This window comes from Chryseobacterium limigenitum (genome assembly GCF_900114875.1).
Classification (GTDB): Bacteria; Bacteroidota; Bacteroidia; order Flavobacteriales; family Weeksellaceae; genus Chryseobacterium; species Chryseobacterium limigenitum.
Map to the genome: position 1 here is coordinate 26,446 of NZ_FPKW01000022.1, position 19,558 is coordinate 46,003.

The window sequence follows — 19,558 nt, forward strand, 5'->3', positions numbered from 1 at the left end:
TTTAATAAGTTGTTTCGTTTTAGTTTCATGTAAAACTAAAATGAATCAATACGTAAAAGATCAGAATAATTTGAATAAGAGAGACGGAAAGTGGAGAGAAGAATATTCTGCTGATGAAGGAACTCTTGTTGCTATAGGAAAATATAAACTAGGAGAAAAGGGTGGAACTTGGAAGACATTTCTTGATAAAAAGATGTATCAGAAAGATAAAGTCAGAAAAGATATCACAAGGACTAAAAAATATTATTCCAATGGAAATATCATGGAAAGAGGGCAGACAAAGTTAGATATTTCTAAAACTGAACGCCACTGGTATTACTTTGGAGAATGGAAATATTATAATGATCAAGGAAAACTGTTGTACATGAAAATATATGAACAGGGTAAAAAAGCCGATAGTATTTCCTATATAAAATAGAACGTTTAGAATGCTTTATACAATAATAAAAGCTTTACATATCATTTTTATGGTAAGTTATTTTGCGGGAATTTTTTATCTCGTAAGGATTTTCGTTTACTATAAAGATACCGATGAATTTTCCGAAGAAAAGAAGAGGATCTTAAGAGAACAATACACTTTCATGGCTCGCAGATTATGGAATATTATTACCGTTCCTGCAGGTGTTATTATGACGGTGTGCGGATTGGTGATGATCTTTTTGAACCCGGGTTTAATGAAAATGTCCTGGTTTCATTTAAAATTAACCTTTCTGATCGGTCTGGCAATTTATCATTATTGGTGCTGGAAAAAAGTTTTACAATTAAAAGAACTGAACGGGAATACATTAGAAACAGCCAATATAAAACTAAGACAGGCGAATGAGATCGCAACCTTTATTTTGTTTCTGGTGGTTTTCACAGTCATCTTAAAATCAATGGCGATTGAATACTGGTGGCAATTAATTGCCGGATTTTTCGCTCTGGTATTTTTAATTATGATGACCGTTAAGTTGGTTAATAAGAGCAAAAAAAAGAAATAATAGCTAATGGTGAATAGCGAATGGTCAATTGTGAATTTTTCCAATACCTGATTCCTAAACCCTATTACCTAAACCCTAAATAAAACTATGATTGCAATTTTTAAGAAAGAACTTTGGAGTTACTTTGGGAATTGGAGCGCGTGGATCATCATTGCGGCTTTCAGTTTGATAGCGACTCTTTTTCTGTTTTTTTTCGATAACGATTTTAATATTTTCGATATCGGAATGGCTTCTCTACAAAGCTATTTTGTGTTGGTGCCGTGGCTGTTGATGTTTATCATTCCGGCATTGTCTATGAAAACTTTTGCGGAAGAACAGCAGACAGGGACATTAAACTGGCTGTTTTCTCAACCGTTGAAAGTTTCAGATTTAGTTCTTGGAAAATTTCTTTCCGTTTGGATAGTTGGGATCTTGTGTTTGATTCCTTCATTAATTTACCTTTATACAGTCTATGTTTTGGGTGTTCCTGCCGGAAATATCGACCTTGGAATGACCTTCGGAAGTTATATTGGAATGATTATTTTGATCGCCGCTTTTTCAGGCGTTGGAATTTTAGCGTCTTCACTTTCTCAAAATCAAATCATGGCTTATCTGTTGGGTGTTTTTATGTGTTTCATCATGTATTTCGGGATCGAGCAGTTGGCAAGTTATAAATTATTGGGCGGAGCAGATTTCATCTTGCAGAATGTTGGTTTTTATCAGCACTTTTTAGGTTTCACAAGAGGTCTTATCGATTTCAAGGATGTAGCCTATTTTGTTTTTATCATTGGGCTTACGCTCGCCTTGTCTAATCATTTTATCAATAAAAAGAAGTAGAATTATGAAGAAGATACAATTTAAATCTCCATTAGGAATTTTACTTTTTGTTATTTTACCCTTAGTCATTATTCTGGCAATTTCCGGGATCAGATTAGATTTAACAAAAGAAAAAAGATACACTCTTTCTGAGAATACGATTAAAGTATTGAAATCAGTAAAGAAACCATTGACAGTTGATGTGTATTTGGAGGGTGATTTTCCCGCAAGTTTCAAACAGCTTCAGGGCGAAACGAAATTTATGCTGGAAGAATTCAGAAAGATCAATTCAAACATAGATTTTAAATTCATTGATCCTATTAAAACCAAAATGTCTCAGGACACGTTGATGGCAATGGGAATGCAGCCTTCTGTACTTCCGGACATCAAAGACGGCAAGGTTTCTCAGATCATGCTTTTCCCGTATGCGGTGATCAAATATAACAAAAGGGGAGTTTCTATTCCGTTGGTGGTACAGCAGGCAAATATCAACGCAGACGAGCAACTGACGAAATCCATTGAAAATCTTGAATATAATCTCGTTTCAAATATCAAAAATATTGCAGCCGATAAAAGAAAAAAGATTGGAATCCTGGTGAATCAGGATGAATTAAATCCGCGTGAATTTCATGGTTTTATGGAATTAGCCTCTGAAAGCTATGATGCAGGGCCTGTGATTCCTAAAAATCAGGTTGAATTGACTGTTGCTGATGTTCCTTTATTGAAACAGATGAGCGCCCTGGTGATTGCAAAACCTAGAAAAGCATTTACTGATGGAGAAAAGGTAATTCTTGATCAATACATCATGAATGGCGGAAAAACTTTATGGATGATCGATGCTGTGAACGCCGAAATGGATACTTTGATGAGGTCTCAAAAAGTAATGCCTTTCCCTGTGGATGTTAATATGACGGATTTCTTTTTCAATTACGGACTGAGAATCAATCCTGCTTTGGTAAAAGATTTGAAGAAATTCGCTTTGTTGAAATTGGTAACAGGAGAAGTAAGCGGAAACCCGCAATACACAAGCCTTCCGTGGCCGTATTATCCTCTTGGAATTGCTGAACACAATAATCCGATCACTAAAAACATCAATCCTGTAAAATTTGAATTCCCGACATCAATTGATACGTTAGGAAGAAAAAATATTAAGACTAATATTCTTTTTGAATCGAGTGAAAGAACTTTATTAAAGCAAGTTCCAAACTATGTTGATCTGAAAGAAATTGCAAGCGTAGACAGTCTTGGGCAAATGGAAAAACCAAGTACTCCGAAAATTTATGCTGTTGCATTGGAAGGGAAGTTCACTTCTGCTTACGGATCTAGAATTGAAAGAAAATCGTATCCCGGATTTAAAGCACAAAGCCCTGAAAACAAAATGATCGTCATTGCAGACGGTGATATCGGAAGAAATAAAGTGATTAAAGGCGAACCTTTACCTTTAGGCGTTGACCTGATGACGAATGAACAATTCGGAAACGAACAGTTTTTAAGAAATGCTTTAGATTATCTTTTAGACGACAGCAATCTTATGGAATTAAGAAACAGAAACATTGAAGAAAGACTTCTTGACCGACAAAGAATTACGGAAGAAAAAGGCAATTGGCAGTGGTTGAATCTGTTGCTTCCTTTAGCAATTATCGGATTGTTAGGAGGATTGTTCTTCTGGTTGAGGAAGAAGAAGTTTGGATAAATAAAATTGAAAAGAGAAACTGGAAGGTTTCTCTTTTTTTATTGTAAATAAATATATATTCAATTAAAATGCGAAAAATTTTAAACGGATGTTTGAGTTTATGGTTAAATTTTAATTAAAATTGCCTTTTGTTACCACATTTTGGACAAAAAGTAACTTCATTTGTTCTGTAAGGTTTTCCACAGTTTTCACAATCAGGGCCATATAAATCAATAATATGATGTAGGATAGCATTAGGTTCAGTTTCTCCAAAACCTGTTAATTCATTATAATAATCCAGAAGTTTTGTAAAGTTTTCCTTGAGAGGAACTTTTTTTGACCTTTTAAATTCCTGAAAACCTTCTGCATAAAGCTTTGAAGCAATTTCACTTTCTTCTTTATCGAGCATAGGAACTTCCATTCTGCATCTCCAGCAATATCTGATTTTCATTTAAACATCCTTTATAAAATCCTCATATTCATAATAAAACCTTTCAAAGCCGTCCATTTTTTCTACAAAGAATTCAAAAATTTCCTGCCATGTATTTTTATTGAAAACAGAAACGTTGTGTTTTTCAACCCAGATTTTAGCGATAACCTTTCCGTTTTCTAAAGTAAAATATTCTTCCTTTTGAAAATCTCCAATAAAATCTTTCAGAATATCTTCCAACGACCAGATCTTTTCATAATAGGCATTTCTGAAAATCTCATCTTTCATTTCTATATCTAAAGAAACTTCTGCTTTTTTACTGTCTGCATTGAATTTGAATGAAAAATCCTTAACCTTGGTATTATACAACAGCCATTTTCTTGGAAATGATTTCCCAAAAGCGGTCCAAAAGTCTTTTTTTATTTGTTGTGCCTCTTGTTTACTGAACATGGAGCAAATTTAGTGATTTTTAGTTGGAAGACAGAAAGAAGAATTTAGAGTTTTATCATCCGTATCGGCTTCCAGCTCCCATCTTCGAACTTCCAACCTTACTATTACACATCTCAAACTATTTTCTTATTTTTGCTGTAATGCTATCTAAAAAATCTCAATATGCTTTTAAGGCGCTTTCATATCTTGTAGAAAAAAGAAATGACGGCCCTGTTCTTATTTCCGAAATTGCGGAACGTAAAAAAATTCCATTAAAATTTCTGGAAAACATTTTGCTTGAATTAAAAAAAGCCGATGTCCTTGATAGTAAAAAAGGAAAAGGAGGCGGGTATTTTTTACGGGATCATCCTGAAACTGTAAAGCTTGCAAAAATCATTCGTTTAGTGAATGGCCCGATTGCGCTTTTACCTTGTGTAAGTTTAAATTTTTATGAAAAATGTGAAGATTGTAATGAAGAACACTGCAGTTTGCATGATGTTTTGATTGAAGTTCGGGATGCATCACTTAAAATTTTAGAAGAAAAAACTTTACTGGATTTGATCGATTGATCTGATCCATTTTTTTTGAATAATTAGTCTACTTATTTGGTAGGATAATTATTTTATTAGATATTTGCAAGACTTCAAATGAATAAATATGATTTCAACAGAAGATGCAGATACACTAAAACAGTTTACGGTAGAGGAAGGATTGAAATTTATTTCAGAAAAATTCTCGGAAGGAGTTGTTTTCTCAACATCGCTTGGTCAGGAAGATCAGGTCATTACGGATGTAATTTTTAGTCAAAAATTACCGATCAAAGTTTTCACATTAGATACAGGAAGACTTTTCTATGAGCATTACGAACTGCTTTCCAACAACAATTCAAAATATAAAGCAAAAACAGAAGTTTATTTTCCGGAAAGCTCTGATGTGGAGAAATATGTGAATGAAAAAGGGATCAATGCCTTCTATCATTCCGTTGAAAATAGAAAAGAATGCTGTTTTATCAGAAAAGTAAAACCTTTGAACCGTGCACTGGAAGGTGCAAAAGTGTGGATCACAGGGCTTCGTTCCGAACAATCTGAAAACCGTGAAAATATGCCGATCATCGAATGGGATGAAGACCGAAAATTATATAAATACAATCCGCTGATTCACTGGTCATATCAGGATGTTTTAGATTATTTAGATCAACATAAAGTTCAGGAATTGTCTTTACATAAAAAAGGGTTCATCAGTGTTGGATGCCAGCCTTGTACAAGAGCGATCGAAGAAGGAGAAAATCCGCGTGCAGGACGTTGGTGGTGGGAAAGTTCACACAAAGAATGCGGTCTGCATACGCATTAATTTAAATTTTAAGTAGTAAAAATGAGTACACATAAACTAGACTATCTGGAACAACTGGAAGCCGAAAGCATTTACATTATGCGCGAAATTGCAGCTCAGTTTGAAAAACCTGCGTTGCTTTTCAGTGGCGGAAAAGATTCAATTACATTGGTGCATTTGGCGAGAAAGGCTTTTGCTCCGATGAAGATTCCGTTTCCGTTGGTTCATATCGATACAGGGCATAATTTTCCGGAAGCTCTGCAATTCAGAGATTATTTGGCAGAAAATATCGGCGCGGAATTAATTGTAAGAAAGGTTGAAGATACCATTAAAGCAAAGAATTTAACGGAACCTAAAGGAAAATTCGCTTCCAGAAATTGGCTGCAAACGCATACTTTATTAGATACGATTGAAGAATTTCAGTTTGATGCCTGTATCGGAGGTGCGAGAAGGGATGAAGAAAAAGCCAGGGCAAAAGAACGTTTTTTCTCTGTCCGTGATGAATTTGGTCAATGGGATCCCAAATTACAACGCCCGGAATTATGGAACATCTACAACGGAAGAATCAATAAAAGTGAAAATGTACGAGTTTTTCCGATTTCCAATTGGACAGAACTTGATGTTTGGAGCTATCTTAAAAAAGAAAACATCCAGCTTCCACCGATTTATTTTGCGCATGACAGAGATGTGATTGAATATGACGGACAATTAATTGCAGTTTCCGATTTTATTCAAATTGATGAAAATGATACCATTGTCAATAAAAGAGTTCGTTACAGAACCGTTGGCGATATGACCTGTACTGCCGCGGTTGAAAGTTCTGCCGAGACTTTAGATGAGGTTGTGAAAGAAATTACTGCTTCCAAAATTTCTGAGCGTGGCGAAACGAGAATTGATGATAAAGTGACGGAAGCTGCAATGGAGGATAGAAAAAAAGGAGGATATTTTTAACATAAATGATAAAATATAATTGATAAATGATTTTAGGTATGCGTAAAGAAGGAATGATTTATCATTGATCAATTATCATTAATAAAATAAATATGGACATATTAAGATTCATCACTGCGGGAAGTGTAGACGACGGAAAAAGTACGTTGATCGGAAGACTTTTGTACGACAGCAAAAATATATTGATCGACCAACTTGAAGCGTTGGAAAAACAATCAAAAAATAAAAACGAGGACGGAATTGATCTTGCGATTCTTACAGACGGTTTAAGGGCCGAAAGAGAACAGGGAATAACGATTGACGTTGCTTACCGATATTTTTCGACTCCGAAAAGAAAATTCATAATTGCGGATGCTCCGGGACATATTCAATACACAAGAAATATGATTACGGGAGCTTCAAACTCGCAGCTGATCGTGATTTTGATTGATGCAAGACAAGGTGTAATCGAACAAACGAGAAGACATTCAATCATTGCTTCATTGTTAAAGATGAAAAATGTAGTCGTTGCGATTAATAAAATGGATCTGGTGGATTATTCTGAAGAAGTTTTTAATGATATTAAATCGCAGTATCAATTGGTTGCTCAGAAATTAGGGTTGCCGAATGTGAATTATTTCCCGATCTCAGCATTCAATGGAGATAATATTGTTGAAAAATCTGAAAAGACGAGTTGGTATAGTGGTTCGACACTTCTGGATTTCCTTGAAAATGTTGAAATTAATCAAGATAAAGACGTTGAAAAACCTAGATTTCAGGTGCAATACGTCATTCGTCCCCAAACTGAAGAGTTGCATGATTACAGAGGTTATGCGGGTGAAGTAATTTCGGGAGTGTATAAAAAAGGGGATGATATTACGGTTCTTCCTCAAAATATTCAGACCAAAATTTCAAAAATAGAAACGGGCGGAAAAGAAGTGGAATCTGTTTTCACCAATCAGCCTGCGGTTTTACATGTTGAAGATGATATTGATATCAGCCGAGGTGATTTTTTAGTAAAAACTGACGATCTTCCAAAGGTTGAAAATGAAATTGAAGCCGTTGTCTGTTGGCTCGATAAAAAAGAACTGAATGAAGGAAATAAATATTTCATTCAACATAAAAGCAAAGTTTTAAAAGCGATCATCAAAGAAATTGAATATAAAATAGATGTTAATACGCTTGAAAAAACACCGGTTAACGAAAGTATTAAGCTTAACGAAGTGGTAAAAGTACGTTTGAAAACGGCTTCCCCTTTGGTTTTCGATAGTTTTGAAGATAGTCGTGATACCGGAAATGCTGTTTTGATCGACGAAACAAGCAATTCAACGGTTGGAGCTGTAATGATCTTATAACATGGTAATTTCCAGGAAAGTTCAGATCAGGTTAAATGTCCTGTTGATAACCGCTGTAATAGTTGCTATTGCAGTTTTTTCCATGTATGAATTTGGTTACCTGGACGAACTTTTAACCATTTTAGAAAAGGATAATCATATTTTTTACTGGATGCTTTTAGTTGGTGTTGTGGCTGAAATTGTAGCCGGATCAATGGGGATGGGCTATGGCGTGATCTGTACGACGACGCTTTTATTTCTGAATATTCCGCCGCATATTGTGAGTGCAAGTATTCATTCTGCCGAAAGTTTTACAACGGCTGCGGGAAGTGTAAGTCATATTAAGCTTAAAAATGTAAGCAAAAGTCTGGTTAAAAAGTTAGCAATTCCAGCGATCATCGGAGCAGTTATCGGAGCTTTAAGTCTGACGTATGTTGGCGAATATTATTCAAAAATTACTAAAACCGTTATCGCTTTTTATACCTTATATCTTGGAATCCAGATTTTGTCAAATGCTTTTAAACCTAAACAAAATAAAGCTTTGAAAAGAAAAACCAACTTAACAAGATTAGGATTAATTGGCGGTTTTATAGATTCTTTTGCCGGTGGGGGATGGGGACCTTTAGTGACAGGAACTTTAATTAAAAATGCTTTTACGCCAAGATTTGCTGTTGGAAGTTCAACGGTTGCTAAATTTATTTTAACCATAACCGCTGCGGTCACTTTCTTTTTTACATTAGGAATTCAACATTGGAATATTATTTTAGGACTTTTGATAGGTGGAATTATCACTGCGCCATTTTCGGCGATGCTTACCGCGAAACTTCCGGTGAAAAAAATGTTTATTGTAATAGGAACTTTGGTGATTGTGATGAGTTCTATTACAATTTATAAATCTGTTTTCAGTTAAAAAAAACTGTTGATTGTGGAAAAATAAAATAGGTAAAAATGTATTTCAATTTTGAAAATACTTTACTTTTACACCATAAAAAACAGAACATGAATTTACACGTTGTTGCGCTTTTTAAGTTGAATGAAAATTACTTAATGGATGCGGTAGAATTATTTCAAACTTTGGTAAGAGAAACCAGAAAAGAAGAGGGTTGTCTGCAGTATGATCTTGTTGAAGATAAAGACAATAAAGGAACTTTTCTAATGGTCGAATTATGGGAAAGCGAAGAACACTGGAGCCGTCATAACGGGCAGGATCACCTTTTGAATTTCAGAAAAGATATTTCTAAAATGCTGGAAAGCTCAACTCAGGTATATAGAGGACGCAAGATTTTGTAGCAGATTTGTAAAGATTTTGCGGATAGTTTTAAAACTAATTTCTAATATCTAGCTTCTAATATCTAAATTAAAATAAATTTTAAAAGGCTGCTTACAATTTGTAGGCAGCCTTTTATTAGAAAAAATAGAAAGTATTAAAATTTTATTTTTGAGAATGAATTGTAAATTAGTCTGTCATCAAGTTTAAAAAATTCACTATTGACAGTTCACCATTCACTATTTTACAATAAGTTTCTTCGTTTCTGTGCTTCCTCCGAAAGTTATTTTCACAAGATAATTTCCTGCGGTAAGGTGAGAAAGATTCAAGTCTTGCTTGTAGAAACCTGTCTGATTGGTTAATTCTGCCGTGTATACTTTTTTACCTGAAAGGTCGTATACTTCTACAATACCTTTATTATTCGCTTTTTCTTTAACATCGAATAAAACAGTAACGCGTTTATCAGCAGTTGTCGGGTTTGGATAAACACCGAATGAAGCTTTTTTATTGGCCATATCAGTAACTCCCAACGTTGAAGTGATATTTTTGTATTTAAAATACATATTGCCCGTAGATTGACCTCCGTTTGATACAAAATACATTCTGTAATAATCGCTTCCTTTTTTAATATAATAAACTACATCACTGTAAACTCCGGAAACAGGCTTCCATGAGTGACCTATTGATGTAATATTAGCTGAGAATGCAGTAGAAGCAGGAGCCGTAAAAGTAGATGTTGCCTGAGTTTCCGGCTGTACTTTTGCAACTGTGATGCTCGGATTCTGAATCACTCCCGAAAGCGGATACATCATAATGTTATTATAGAAAGTATAATACTTTGTAAACATCAGATCCCATGCAGTTTTTGCAGGCTCAAGATTAGCTACTTTGTCATTTGTTGTGAATGAGAAATAGTTGAAATAAGCATCGTCTGATCCGTTTGCCAACGTTTTTGTTTGGGTAGCGTCCCAGGTTGTTCCGTTCCATTTAGAATATTTGAAAGTATAACCTCCAAAATAATCCTGAATGGCAAATTTTATGTAGGTGTCATTTGGATATTTTAAAACAAATATAATTGTTCCTTCAATATGATGAGTTGCACCGTTGTATTGTCCCCACCCGTATGGAGCAGACCCCTGTTCAAAAGCACCTTCCTGAATAGTTGCTGTATTATCCGGATTATAAAGCGGCTCTCCCCAAGTCGATATATTAGCAATATTGATATTATCCCAATCTGCAAGGTTGTTTGAAGCTTGATAGACTAAAATATCTTTAGCATCATTAATTCTTGTTCCGAAACTCATTGTTGAATTTCTGTAAAAAGCAACATCCCATGAATTGGCAGGTTGAGAAACAATATTATTTCCGGGTAAACTAAAAAATACACGGTTCTGGTATCCTGAACCCATAGAAAGATCTACCTGTGTATATCCGTTAGCATCTGTTTGAGCCAACATGGTTTGCTGAACTGATAAAGCAAATAGTGAAGCTAAAAGTAGTTTTGTTTTCATAATATCTTAATGTTTATTTTTTTTGTTATTTAGAATTGTTCTACAAAACTATATAATTATTTTTAATTGTTCTAAATAAAAACATGATATTTGTCGTGTTTATAAATTATTACATATGAAAACTCTTTTAATAATGAGCTTTTACAACGTATTTTAATTTTTGTTCATAAAAAAAGCTGATCTATGAATTTCATAAATCAGCTATTTTAAATGTAAGTTCGTCTAATAAATCTTACTTTTTGATAAATTTTGATTTCATTATTGAACCTTCTGCAGTTTCAATAATGATATAATAAACGCCTGTTTGAAGAGCGCTGACATCAAATGACTGTCCTTTCAATTTACCTTCAGCAACTTTTTGACTTCCAGCAGAATAGATTTGAATATTCTTAGGAGCTTTCTTAGCTACGAACTGTAGCGCAGTGTTTTCAGCGTTAACAGCGAATTTAACTTCTTCATTAGATTTTGAAGCATCAGAAACTGCTAGAGTAGCAGTTGTGTTATAAATTACATTATCAATTTGTAACGCTGTGTGAGCAGCAGTCGGAGTAAATTTAAAAACAATATAGGTTGAAGAAGATGCGGGAATCGGTACCGATACATTCTGATACGTTTCACTTGTTAATGAGATTGGAGTTCCTAAAGATACGAATGTTGTCATATCTGTCGGGCTTGATGCTAAACCTACTTCAAGAGTTCCGTTACCACCCGAACCTGTAGCTTTTGCAGCAACAAAAGTTAAAGTTTTGTTTCCTGTTGGAGCAACGATCTGTGGGGCAATCAAATATGAAGGTACACTTGTATTGTTTCCAGAATATGCCTGAACAGCTTTATCAGTTCCTGTCGTAACAATCATTAATGGTCCTGGAGGAAATGGTAAAGGATTTGGAGCTAAAGAAGCACTCCACCCATTTTGTGGAAAAGTAGTATTTCCTGCTGTAAACCCTTCAAAGTTCTCATTAATTGTAGCTACTTGTGCATGAGCCGTCATAGCCGTAAGCATTAAAGTTCCAAAAAGTAGTCTTAATTTCATAACCTTATTTTTATTTAGAATTATTATACAAAAATAGTAAATTATTTTTAATTGTTCTAAATAAAGTATTATATTTGTCGAAAATTTTGCATCTATGAAGAAGAAAGTGCTATCTATACTGTCATTATCCACTGTTTTTTGGATCAATGCACAGGAAAAAGATTCTCTTAATCAGACAAAAATAGAAGAAGTTGTCATTACCGGACAGTACATGCAGCAATCTATTAATAAATCTATCTATAAAGTTGAGGTTATTGATGCACAACAAATTAAAAATATGGCTGTTACAAACGTAGCAGAAGTTCTTAATCAGAGTTTAAATGTTTTAATTGTACCGGATCGTAATTCGGGAAATTCAACAGCAAGTCTTATGGGGCTTGGCGGAGAATATACCAAGATATTAATTGATAATATTCCGGTTGTAGGAGATATAGGCTTAGGAAACAATATTGATCTTACAAAGCTTAACGTAAATAATATCGAAAGAATTGAGTTGGTAAGAGGTTCAATGGGAGTAGATTACGGGAGTAATGCCGTTGCAGGTGTAATTAATATCATCACAAAGAAAAACAGCCAGAAAAAATTAACTCTAAACGCTTCTTTACAGGAAGAAACAGTTGGAAAAGAGTATAATTGGTATAAAAAAGGTGAAGGAAGACATATTCAAAACCTTAATATTGGATATAATCTTAATGAAAACTGGTATATCGGAGCTAATATTAACCATAATGATTTTCAAGGATTTAAAGGGAATCAGGAAGGCTATAAATATTTTGCCGAAAATAATGACGGAAAGAGAGGGTATAATTGGCAACCGAAAGATGTTCTGAATGTTGACGGGATTTTGCGATATAATAAAAATAAAACTTCAGTATTTTATAAATTCGGTTTCCTAAATGAAAAATTAAACTATTACAATCCTTTGGTAACTGAGCTTTACCTAGGAGGTGGTAATAGAACTTATATTGCCAGAGACAGGGATTATCTTACGACAAAATATTTACATCAACTTAATATTCAGACAAAATTTGGAACGATCAACTATACAGGAGATTTTTCATACCAAACTCAGGATAGAAAATTCAGAGATTTTGACTATGATGTTCCCAATAGAAGCGCTGCACCAAAAGATGAATATAAATCATACAATAAAGCAGATGTAATGTATTCAAGAGGGGTATTCAGTAACTTTTTGAATAATGATAAGATTGATTTCCAATTAGGATATGAATTAGACCATACATCTGGTTTTGCGGGAAATGGGGCAGGAACTTTTGAAGGAATTAACGATGTTAAAAGAAAAATCTTCAATTACGCCAATTTCATATCAGCAGAATGGACTGCAAATAACTGGTTATCAATTCGTCCGGGTTATCGTTTAGCACTTAGTGATAAATTTGATACACAGCACAATTACTCACTGACAATGAGGGCAAAGATTACTGAAAACGATAATATCCGATTAGTAATTGGAAGTGCGAATAGATTTCCAAACTTTGATGAGCTCTACACGTACATGGTAGATAGTAATCACAATATTCAGGGAAATCAGGATCTTGTTCCGGAAGAAGGAATGACTTTTTCATTAAATGCAGACAAAAAAATCAATACAAATTCCGGCTGGAATTTTAAAGCAGGAGCAAGTGCAACTTACTTGAATTTGAAAAATAGAATAGAATTATCCCTTATTAATCAATCACCTTTACAATATAAGTATATCAATATAGATAGTTTTAAATCTTATTTGTTTGAGGGGAATTTTAAGGCTCAGAAAGGTAGTTTCAGTCTTGCTGCCAATGCTTCATATTATGGCACTTCAAAGGAATTAAGAGCAGGGGGCATCACTTCTCCGGATGATTTCTTTTACACATTTGAAGGTAATTTGGCAGCAAATTACATCATTCCAAAAATCAATACCACACTTTCCTTATTTTATAAATATACTGGGAAAACGCAAATGTTTGTATTGGTATCGCCAAATATCACAACATCTTACTACGAAATTGGGCAGCGTAACGATTTCAGCATGATGAATTTTATTGTTACCCAGCCATTCTATAATAATCATCTGGAAGTAAGCGTAGGTATAAAAAACATTTTTGATGTTTCATCTGTAAGAGATACAACAATAGGTGGCACAGCCCATAATGCAGCAGATTCAGACGCTAATCTTTTCTATGGCAGAAGTTATTTCGCCAGATTAAATTATAATTTTTAAATAAATTAAAATGAACAAAATACTTTTTTGCTTGTTAATAGGCGCTTCTTCTATATCTCAATCTTGTATTAATGATAATGAAGATCCTGTTGCTATAGCTCCGTCAGACGGAGCAAGAGTTGATCCGAATGTTGGTGGGGCAACGCAGCCTAATCAGGTTTGGTTTGATTTGGGAACGGATACTGAAATCGTAACAAAAAGAACAGATTGGGATCTTGCTTTTTATTCAGGAAGTTCATTTAAGGTAGTTTTAAATTCATCGATTATGATGGCAGCGGGAAAAGTTCCTAATGCTACAAATATAGATCAGGTTACGGAAGCTGGTCTTACTACATTGAAAGACCAGGTTCAGGTAGCTAATTTTAACCCTTCAAACATTACTTTTATAGATGACGTGAACGGAAATTTCCCTACAGGTTATACGGCAATTGAAGAAATTAAACCAACGGATGCTGAAAATGCAGTCTATTTGGTGAATATGGGTAAAGAAATTTTCACAGGTTCAGTAGCAAACGGTTCCGTAGCAACGGGAGGAGATAACAGAGGTTGGATGAAAGTTCAAATCGTAAGATCCGGTGATGGATATAAAGTAAAATATGCAGCATTGAATTCTACAACTCATAACGAACTTACCATTACAAAAAATGCAGCTTACAATTATAATTTTGTGAGTTTAAAGAATAATAAAGAAGTATTTATTCAGCCTGAAAAAAAGAGATGGGATATTTGTTTTACGGTATTTACAAATACAATTGCAGGAGCCGGAAGCTACATTTATGCTGATTTTGTTACTCTGAATAATGTAGGAGGAGCCGGAGCCTATGAAGTATTGGTTCCCGCGCCAGCATCAGGAGTGGAAGCTTATACTAATTTCAAAGCTTCTGATATCGATCAGTCTAAGTTCATTTACAACGACCAGCGTGTAATTGGTGCTAATTGGAGAAATCCTGTCGGAACCAATGGACTTGAGGTTTACGGAGATCGTTTTTATGTCATAAAAGATGCTCAGGGGTATTATTTTAAACTAAGATTTACAAGATTGACAAGCACTTCCGGAGAACGTGGAAGACCTCAGTTCGAATACAAGCCTTTATAAAATAAATCAAATAATAGTATATCATGAAAAAATTCATTCTTGCAGCTTCTGTGCTTGTTGCAGTGTATTCTTGCAAAAAAGAAGAAGGTGCTAAAAAAGAAAATTCTACAGAAGTAAGTTCTGAAACTCCAAAATCTACTCATAAAATTGTTACTCTTAATGGAGGAATTACTGAAATTGTAAGCGCTCTGGGTCACGAAAAAGAAATCGTAGGAACAGACGTTACAAGTACTTACCCAGAATCTTTGAAAGCTACAGCTAAAGATCTTGGTCACGTAAGATCAATGACGATTGAGCCGATCATGGCGGTATCTCCAACATTAATTTTAGCTTCTGATAAAGATATTAATCCGGATTTAATGGGTAAAATTAAGTCTTCAGGAATCAAAGCTGAAGTTTTTAAACAGGAATTTACAGTTGACGGAACCAAAAAACTGATCGCTGAGGTAGCAAAAGCAATCGGTAATACAGATTATCAAAAATTAAACGATAAAATTGATGCTGATCTAAAACAAGTTCAGCCAATAGCTAAAAAACCAAAAGTATTGTTCATCTACGCAAGAGGAAACATGTTGATGGTTTCAGGTACAAAAACTCCGATGGATGCATTGATTGGCCTTGCAGGAGGTGAAAATGCCGTGAAAGATTTCGAAGACTTCAAGCCATTAACTCCGGAAGCGGTTGTTAAAGCAAATCCTGATGTTTTATTCTTCTTCTCAAGCGGATTACAGGGTGCAGGAGGAAACGAGGGTGCTCTTAAAATGCCGGGTGTTTCACAAACAAATGCTGGTAAAAACAAAAAGATCATTGCTATGGATGGAGGCCTGGTTTCAGGTTTCGGACCAAGATTAGGAGAGGCTGCTGTTGGATTAAACAAATTATTAATTGAAAGCACAAAGTAAACTATACTTTTATCTTACTATAAGTGCCCTATTGCTGGTTATTCTGGCAATTGTGGCACTTTATATAGGCGTTTACGATTTTAATGGTGCTTCGCCATTTACGGTTTTAGGTCAGTTCATTAAAGATGATCCCAACTTAGCGTTGAGCGATAAATATGTGATCTGGGATGTGAGAGCATCCAGAATTATTATGGCGATCCTGGTAGGAAGTATGCTTGCCGTTTCGGGAACGACTTTGCAAGGGTTATTTAAAAATCCTTTGGCGACCGGTGAGGCAATCGGTTTAACCTCCGGAGCAACGTTACTTGCTGCAATTGCCATTGTTTTGGGAGGGCATTTCAAACAATATCTTCCTGAAATGGTACAATTTTCATTAGTAGGTATTTCAGCTTTTGTGGGAGCTTTATTAGCGATGATGCTGGTGTACAGGATTTCTACAAGTGCAGGAAAAACAAACGTTGTCATGATGTTGTTAAGCGGTGTTGCTATCACATCAATCGGATTTTCGATTACCGGATTTCTAATCTATATTTCAAAAGATGAGCAGCTGAGAGATCTTACCTTCTGGAATATGGGAAGTCTTGCAGGAGCAACCTGGGCCAAAAATATCGTTTTAACCGTAGTTTTGATCATTGCCTACATCATTTTACTTCCAAAAGGGAAAGCGTTAAATGCAATGATGTTAGGTGAAAAAGATGCACAGCATTTAGGAATAAATGTGGAGAGACTGAAAAAGCAGATCGTAATTATCACTTCTTTAATGGTGGGAACTTGCGTTGCGTTTTCAGGGACGATTGGGTTTGTAGGTCTTATTGTACCTTATATTTTAAGGCTTTTATTTAAATCGAATTATGTGTTCATTCTACCACTGTCAGCGGTTTTGGGAAGTATTTTACTGTTGATTGCCGATACATTCAGCAGAAGTATTGTAGCTCCTTCAGAATTGCCAATTGGTATTTTGACTTCATTGATCGGTGGACCAATCTTTATTGCTATTTTAATTAAATTCAAAAAATCATTATAATGATAAAGGCGCATCAAATCAGCTATAAACATAAAAAATTCCATATTTTGGATGGGGTTGATGTTTCTTTAGAATATGGTGAGTTTTTAGCAATTGTCGGTCCGAACGGAGCCGGAAAATCAAGTTTATTGAGCGTTCTGGCGAATGAGGTGAAATCAAAGCAAAAAATTATATTTAAAGATAAAGAATTGAATGACTGGGAAGTAAGAGAACTTTCAAAACATAAGGCAAAATTTTCTCAACATAACAGCAACGATATTACGCTTGAGGTAAAAGATGTCGTTATGATGGGAAGGTATCCATATTTTGATGCTCAGCCAAGACAGGAAGATATAGATGCTACCAACGACAGAATGCACGAAACTGAAGTTTTTAATCTAAAAGACAGAGAGTACAATACCTTGTCGGGTGGGGAGAAACAGCGTGTACATCTTTCAAGAGTAATGGCGCAGTTGGAGAATGAAATTACTCATAAATTGGTTTTTCTTGATGAACCTTTGAATAATTTAGATGTAAAACATCAATACAAAGCTTTAGAAATCATTAAAAAATTTACTCAGAAAGTCAACTCTGCGATTGTTGTTCTGCATGATTTAAATCTTGCAGCTCAGTTTGCCGATAAAATATTATTAATGAAATCTGGAAAGGTTTCTGCTTATGGAACGCCACAGGAAGTTTTTACTGCTGAAAATATCAGTGAAGCTTATAATTTCCCGTGTACCATTTGCGAACACCCGATTACGAATAACCCAATGATTATTTTTGGATAACATGGAAAAAGATGAACTGAAGATTCTGGCTCAAAACCTTGCCAATCCACAAGGAGAAAAAGGTAAAGAGATTGGCGAAATGATGAATGCCACCAACATCGGAATGACATTAGAAAGTATCAAAACTCTTTTAATAGAAGACGATGAACACATCCTTGAAATAGGACACGGAAATGCCGGACACCTGAAAAGTATTTTGAATGTTGCTAATAATTTAAAATATACAGGAATCGATATTTCGAAAACAATGCATCATGAAGCGATAAATTTAAATAAAAAATTTGAAAGCCAAGCCGATTTTGTATTGTACGAAGGAAAAAAACTTCCTTTTGAAGATGAAATTTTCGATAAAATATTTACCGTAAATACCGTCTATTTTTGGAAAGAACCTGTTGAATTTTTAAATGAAATTTACAGAGTATTAAAAGATAAGGGAACTTTTGTTCTCACTTTCGGACAGAGAGATTTCATGGAGAAACTGCCTTTCACACAATTCGATTTTACATTGTATAATACGGATGAAATGGTAGAAACGGTTTCCAAAAGTCATTTTAAAATAATGAGAATCTCTGAAAAAGAAGAAGAAGTGAAAAGCAAAACAGGAAACGAAACAATAACAAGAAATTATACAGTTTTAACCATAAAAAAATAAAATAATGAGCACATTAGTAAACGATTTAAAAGGAAAATGGGACGCTCTGAAAGCTGAAAATCCGCATTTAAGAATAAGAAATGCTGCTGCAGAGCTTGGCGTAAGTGAGGCTGAATTATTAGTAACGAACGTGGGAGAAGGCATTACCCTTTTAAAGCCGGAATTTAAAGATATTTTAACCGAAGCAGAAATGCTGGGAAAAGTAATGGCTCTTACACGTAACGACGAATGCGTTCACGAGAGAAAAGGGACTTATCTTAATGGAGATTTCAGCAGTCCTCATGCACAGCTTTTCGTTGGAGAAGATATCGATTTAAGAATTTTTCTTAATCACTGGAAGTTCGCTTTCGGAGTAGTAGAAGGAGATAAAAAAAGTCTTCAGTTCTTCGGAAAAGACGGATTGGCTTTACACAAGATCTATTTGACAAAAGACAGCAACACGGAAGCTTTTGATACAATTATTGAAAAATTCAAGGCTGAAGACCAGTCTCAGGCTTTGGAATTTGAAGCAGTTGCTCCAAAAGCTACGGAGAAAGCTGATTCTGAAATTGATGCTGAAGGTTTCAAAAAAGCATGGACAGAATTAAAAGATACTCACGATTTCTTCATGATGACAAGAAAATTCGGAGTAAGCAGAACGCAGGCGTTGAGGTTAGCTCCTGAAGGATATGCTAAAAAAATAGACAGTGCTAAAGTAGTTAACGTTCTTGAAGACGCTTCTGAAAAGAATTTACCGATCATGATTTTCGTTGGAAACAGAGGAATTATCCAGATCCACACGGGAGAAGTTAAGAAAACGCTTTGGCACCAACAGTGGTTCAATGTAATGGACCCGGATTTCAATTTACACCTTGATGTAACAAAGATCGCTGAAACTTGGATCGTGAAAAAGCCAACGGAAGACGGTGAAGTTACAGCTATCGAAGTATTCAACAAAGAAGGAGACTTTATTGTTCAGTTCTTCGGCAAAAGAAAACCAGGAATTCCTGAGCTGCAAGAGTGGAAAGACCTTGTAGCAGAATTAGAAAAATAATAATTAGATGATTTTTTATAAGGCCGTTTTGTATTTTTCAAGGCGGTCTTTTTTAGGTAAATATGTAAATTTTTAGCGTATAATTGTCATTCTGACGAAGGAAGAATCTCAGCTTTAGTTTTAGAGATTCTTCACTCCATTTTATTTCGTTCA

At 34.9% G+C, this 19,558-nt stretch carries 21 protein-coding genes; 17 read left to right on the forward strand and 4 right to left on the reverse strand.

What is annotated here, in order from left to right; all coding sequences use genetic code 11:
- Positions 1–40 precede the first annotated feature (40 nt).
- The 4 genes from BT156_RS18795 (at position 41) to gldG (ending at position 3,468) form a co-directional block, all read left to right on the forward strand.
- Entirely contained in the window at positions 41–418 is a 378-nt protein-coding gene (locus BT156_RS18795) for a hypothetical protein (RefSeq protein ID WP_083582405.1), read from the forward strand.
- Between the two features lie 10 nt (positions 419–428).
- Positions 429–980, forward strand: coding sequence for a CopD family protein (locus BT156_RS18800; protein ID WP_072412476.1), 552 nt, complete (start codon positions 429–431; stop codon positions 978–980).
- Positions 981–1,067: 87 nt separating this feature from the next.
- Positions 1,068–1,796: an ABC transporter permease gene (locus BT156_RS18805; protein WP_072412477.1), complete on the forward strand. Its 729-nt coding sequence runs from the start codon at positions 1,068–1,070 to the stop codon at positions 1,794–1,796.
- A 4-nt stretch (positions 1,797–1,800) separates the two neighbouring features.
- Entirely contained in the window at positions 1,801–3,468 is a 1,668-nt protein-coding gene (gene gldG / locus BT156_RS18810; RefSeq protein ID WP_072412478.1) for a gliding motility-associated ABC transporter substrate-binding protein GldG, read from the forward strand.
- A 115-nt stretch (positions 3,469–3,583) separates the two neighbouring features.
- On the opposite strand, the gene BT156_RS18815 is transcribed toward gldG, so the two are convergent.
- Positions 3,584–3,898 carry a hypothetical protein gene (locus BT156_RS18815; RefSeq protein WP_072412479.1) on the reverse strand — a complete coding sequence of 105 codons (315 nt, stop codon included), beginning with the start codon at positions 3,896–3,898 and terminating at the stop codon, positions 3,584–3,586.
- Complete coding sequence (locus BT156_RS18820; protein WP_072412480.1) at positions 3,899–4,327, reverse strand: DUF4268 domain-containing protein; 429 nt, start codon at positions 4,325–4,327, stop codon at positions 3,899–3,901.
- 140 nt (positions 4,328–4,467) lie between these two features.
- On the opposite strand from BT156_RS18820, the gene BT156_RS18825 reads away from it, so the two are divergent.
- The 6 genes from BT156_RS18825 to BT156_RS18850 all read left to right on the forward strand — a co-directional run bounded on the left by BT156_RS18825 (position 4,468) and on the right by BT156_RS18850 (position 9,189).
- Positions 4,468–4,875, forward strand: a complete 408-nt coding sequence (locus tag BT156_RS18825) for an RrF2 family transcriptional regulator (RefSeq protein WP_072412481.1) — start codon at positions 4,468–4,470, stop codon at positions 4,873–4,875.
- An 88-nt stretch (positions 4,876–4,963) separates the two neighbouring features.
- Positions 4,964–5,656: a phosphoadenylyl-sulfate reductase gene (locus tag BT156_RS18830; protein ID WP_072412482.1), complete on the forward strand. Its 693-nt coding sequence runs from the start codon at positions 4,964–4,966 to the stop codon at positions 5,654–5,656.
- Between the two features lie 21 nt (positions 5,657–5,677).
- Positions 5,678–6,586: a sulfate adenylyltransferase subunit CysD gene (gene cysD, locus BT156_RS18835; protein WP_072412483.1), complete on the forward strand. Its 909-nt coding sequence runs from the start codon at positions 5,678–5,680 to the stop codon at positions 6,584–6,586.
- Positions 6,587–6,678: 92 nt separating this feature from the next.
- A complete protein-coding gene (locus BT156_RS18840) occupies positions 6,679–7,920 on the forward strand; it encodes a sulfate adenylyltransferase subunit 1 (RefSeq protein ID WP_072412484.1) in 1,242 nt (413 codons plus the stop codon).
- 1 nt (position 7,921) lies between these two features.
- Positions 7,922–8,809, forward strand: a complete 888-nt coding sequence (locus tag BT156_RS18845) for a sulfite exporter TauE/SafE family protein (RefSeq protein WP_072412485.1) — start codon at positions 7,922–7,924, stop codon at positions 8,807–8,809.
- 89 nt (positions 8,810–8,898) lie between these two features.
- Complete coding sequence (locus BT156_RS18850; protein WP_072412514.1) at positions 8,899–9,189, forward strand: putative quinol monooxygenase; 291 nt, start codon at positions 8,899–8,901, stop codon at positions 9,187–9,189.
- Between the two features lie 216 nt (positions 9,190–9,405).
- On the opposite strand, the gene BT156_RS18855 is transcribed toward BT156_RS18850, so the two are convergent.
- The gene (locus BT156_RS18855; RefSeq protein WP_072412486.1) at positions 9,406–10,677 is read right to left on the reverse strand and encodes a T9SS type A sorting domain-containing protein; all 1,272 of its coding nucleotides are present in this window, start codon (positions 10,675–10,677) and stop codon (positions 9,406–9,408) included.
- Between the two features lie 232 nt (positions 10,678–10,909).
- Positions 10,910–11,710: a T9SS-dependent choice-of-anchor J family protein gene (locus BT156_RS18860; protein WP_072412487.1), complete on the reverse strand. Its 801-nt coding sequence runs from the start codon at positions 11,708–11,710 to the stop codon at positions 10,910–10,912.
- A gap of 94 nt (positions 11,711–11,804) precedes the next feature.
- Here BT156_RS18860 and BT156_RS18865 point away from each other — a divergent pair, with 94 nt between their 5' ends.
- Genes BT156_RS18865 through BT156_RS18895 form a run of 7 tightly spaced genes read left to right on the forward strand, consistent with a single transcriptional unit; the run spans position 11,805 to position 19,405 of the window.
- On the forward strand, positions 11,805–13,928 hold the full coding sequence (locus tag BT156_RS18865) for a TonB-dependent receptor plug domain-containing protein (protein ID WP_072412488.1): 2,124 nt from the start codon (positions 11,805–11,807) through the stop codon (positions 13,926–13,928).
- Between the two features lie 10 nt (positions 13,929–13,938).
- On the forward strand, positions 13,939–15,024 hold the full coding sequence (locus BT156_RS18870) for an HmuY family protein (protein ID WP_228430190.1): 1,086 nt from the start codon (positions 13,939–13,941) through the stop codon (positions 15,022–15,024).
- A 23-nt stretch (positions 15,025–15,047) separates the two neighbouring features.
- Positions 15,048–15,926, forward strand: a complete 879-nt coding sequence (locus BT156_RS18875) for a heme/hemin ABC transporter substrate-binding protein (RefSeq protein WP_072412490.1) — start codon at positions 15,048–15,050, stop codon at positions 15,924–15,926.
- Complete coding sequence (locus tag BT156_RS18880; RefSeq protein WP_072412491.1) at positions 15,910–16,950, forward strand: FecCD family ABC transporter permease; 1,041 nt, start codon at positions 15,910–15,912, stop codon at positions 16,948–16,950. The genes BT156_RS18875 and BT156_RS18880 overlap by 17 nt, the downstream gene beginning before the upstream one ends.
- A complete protein-coding gene (locus BT156_RS18885) occupies positions 16,950–17,720 on the forward strand; it encodes a heme ABC transporter ATP-binding protein (protein WP_072412492.1) in 771 nt (256 codons plus the stop codon). The genes BT156_RS18880 and BT156_RS18885 overlap by 1 nt, the downstream gene beginning before the upstream one ends.
- Before the next feature lies 1 nt (position 17,721).
- Positions 17,722–18,372 (forward strand): class I SAM-dependent methyltransferase, encoded by a 651-nt coding sequence (locus tag BT156_RS18890; protein WP_072412515.1) that lies wholly within the window; start codon positions 17,722–17,724, stop codon positions 18,370–18,372.
- Positions 18,373–18,376: 4 nt separating this feature from the next.
- The gene (locus BT156_RS18895) at positions 18,377–19,405 is read left to right on the forward strand and encodes a hemin-degrading factor (RefSeq protein WP_072412493.1); all 1,029 of its coding nucleotides are present in this window, start codon (positions 18,377–18,379) and stop codon (positions 19,403–19,405) included.
- The last annotated feature ends 153 nt before the right edge of the window (positions 19,406–19,558 follow it).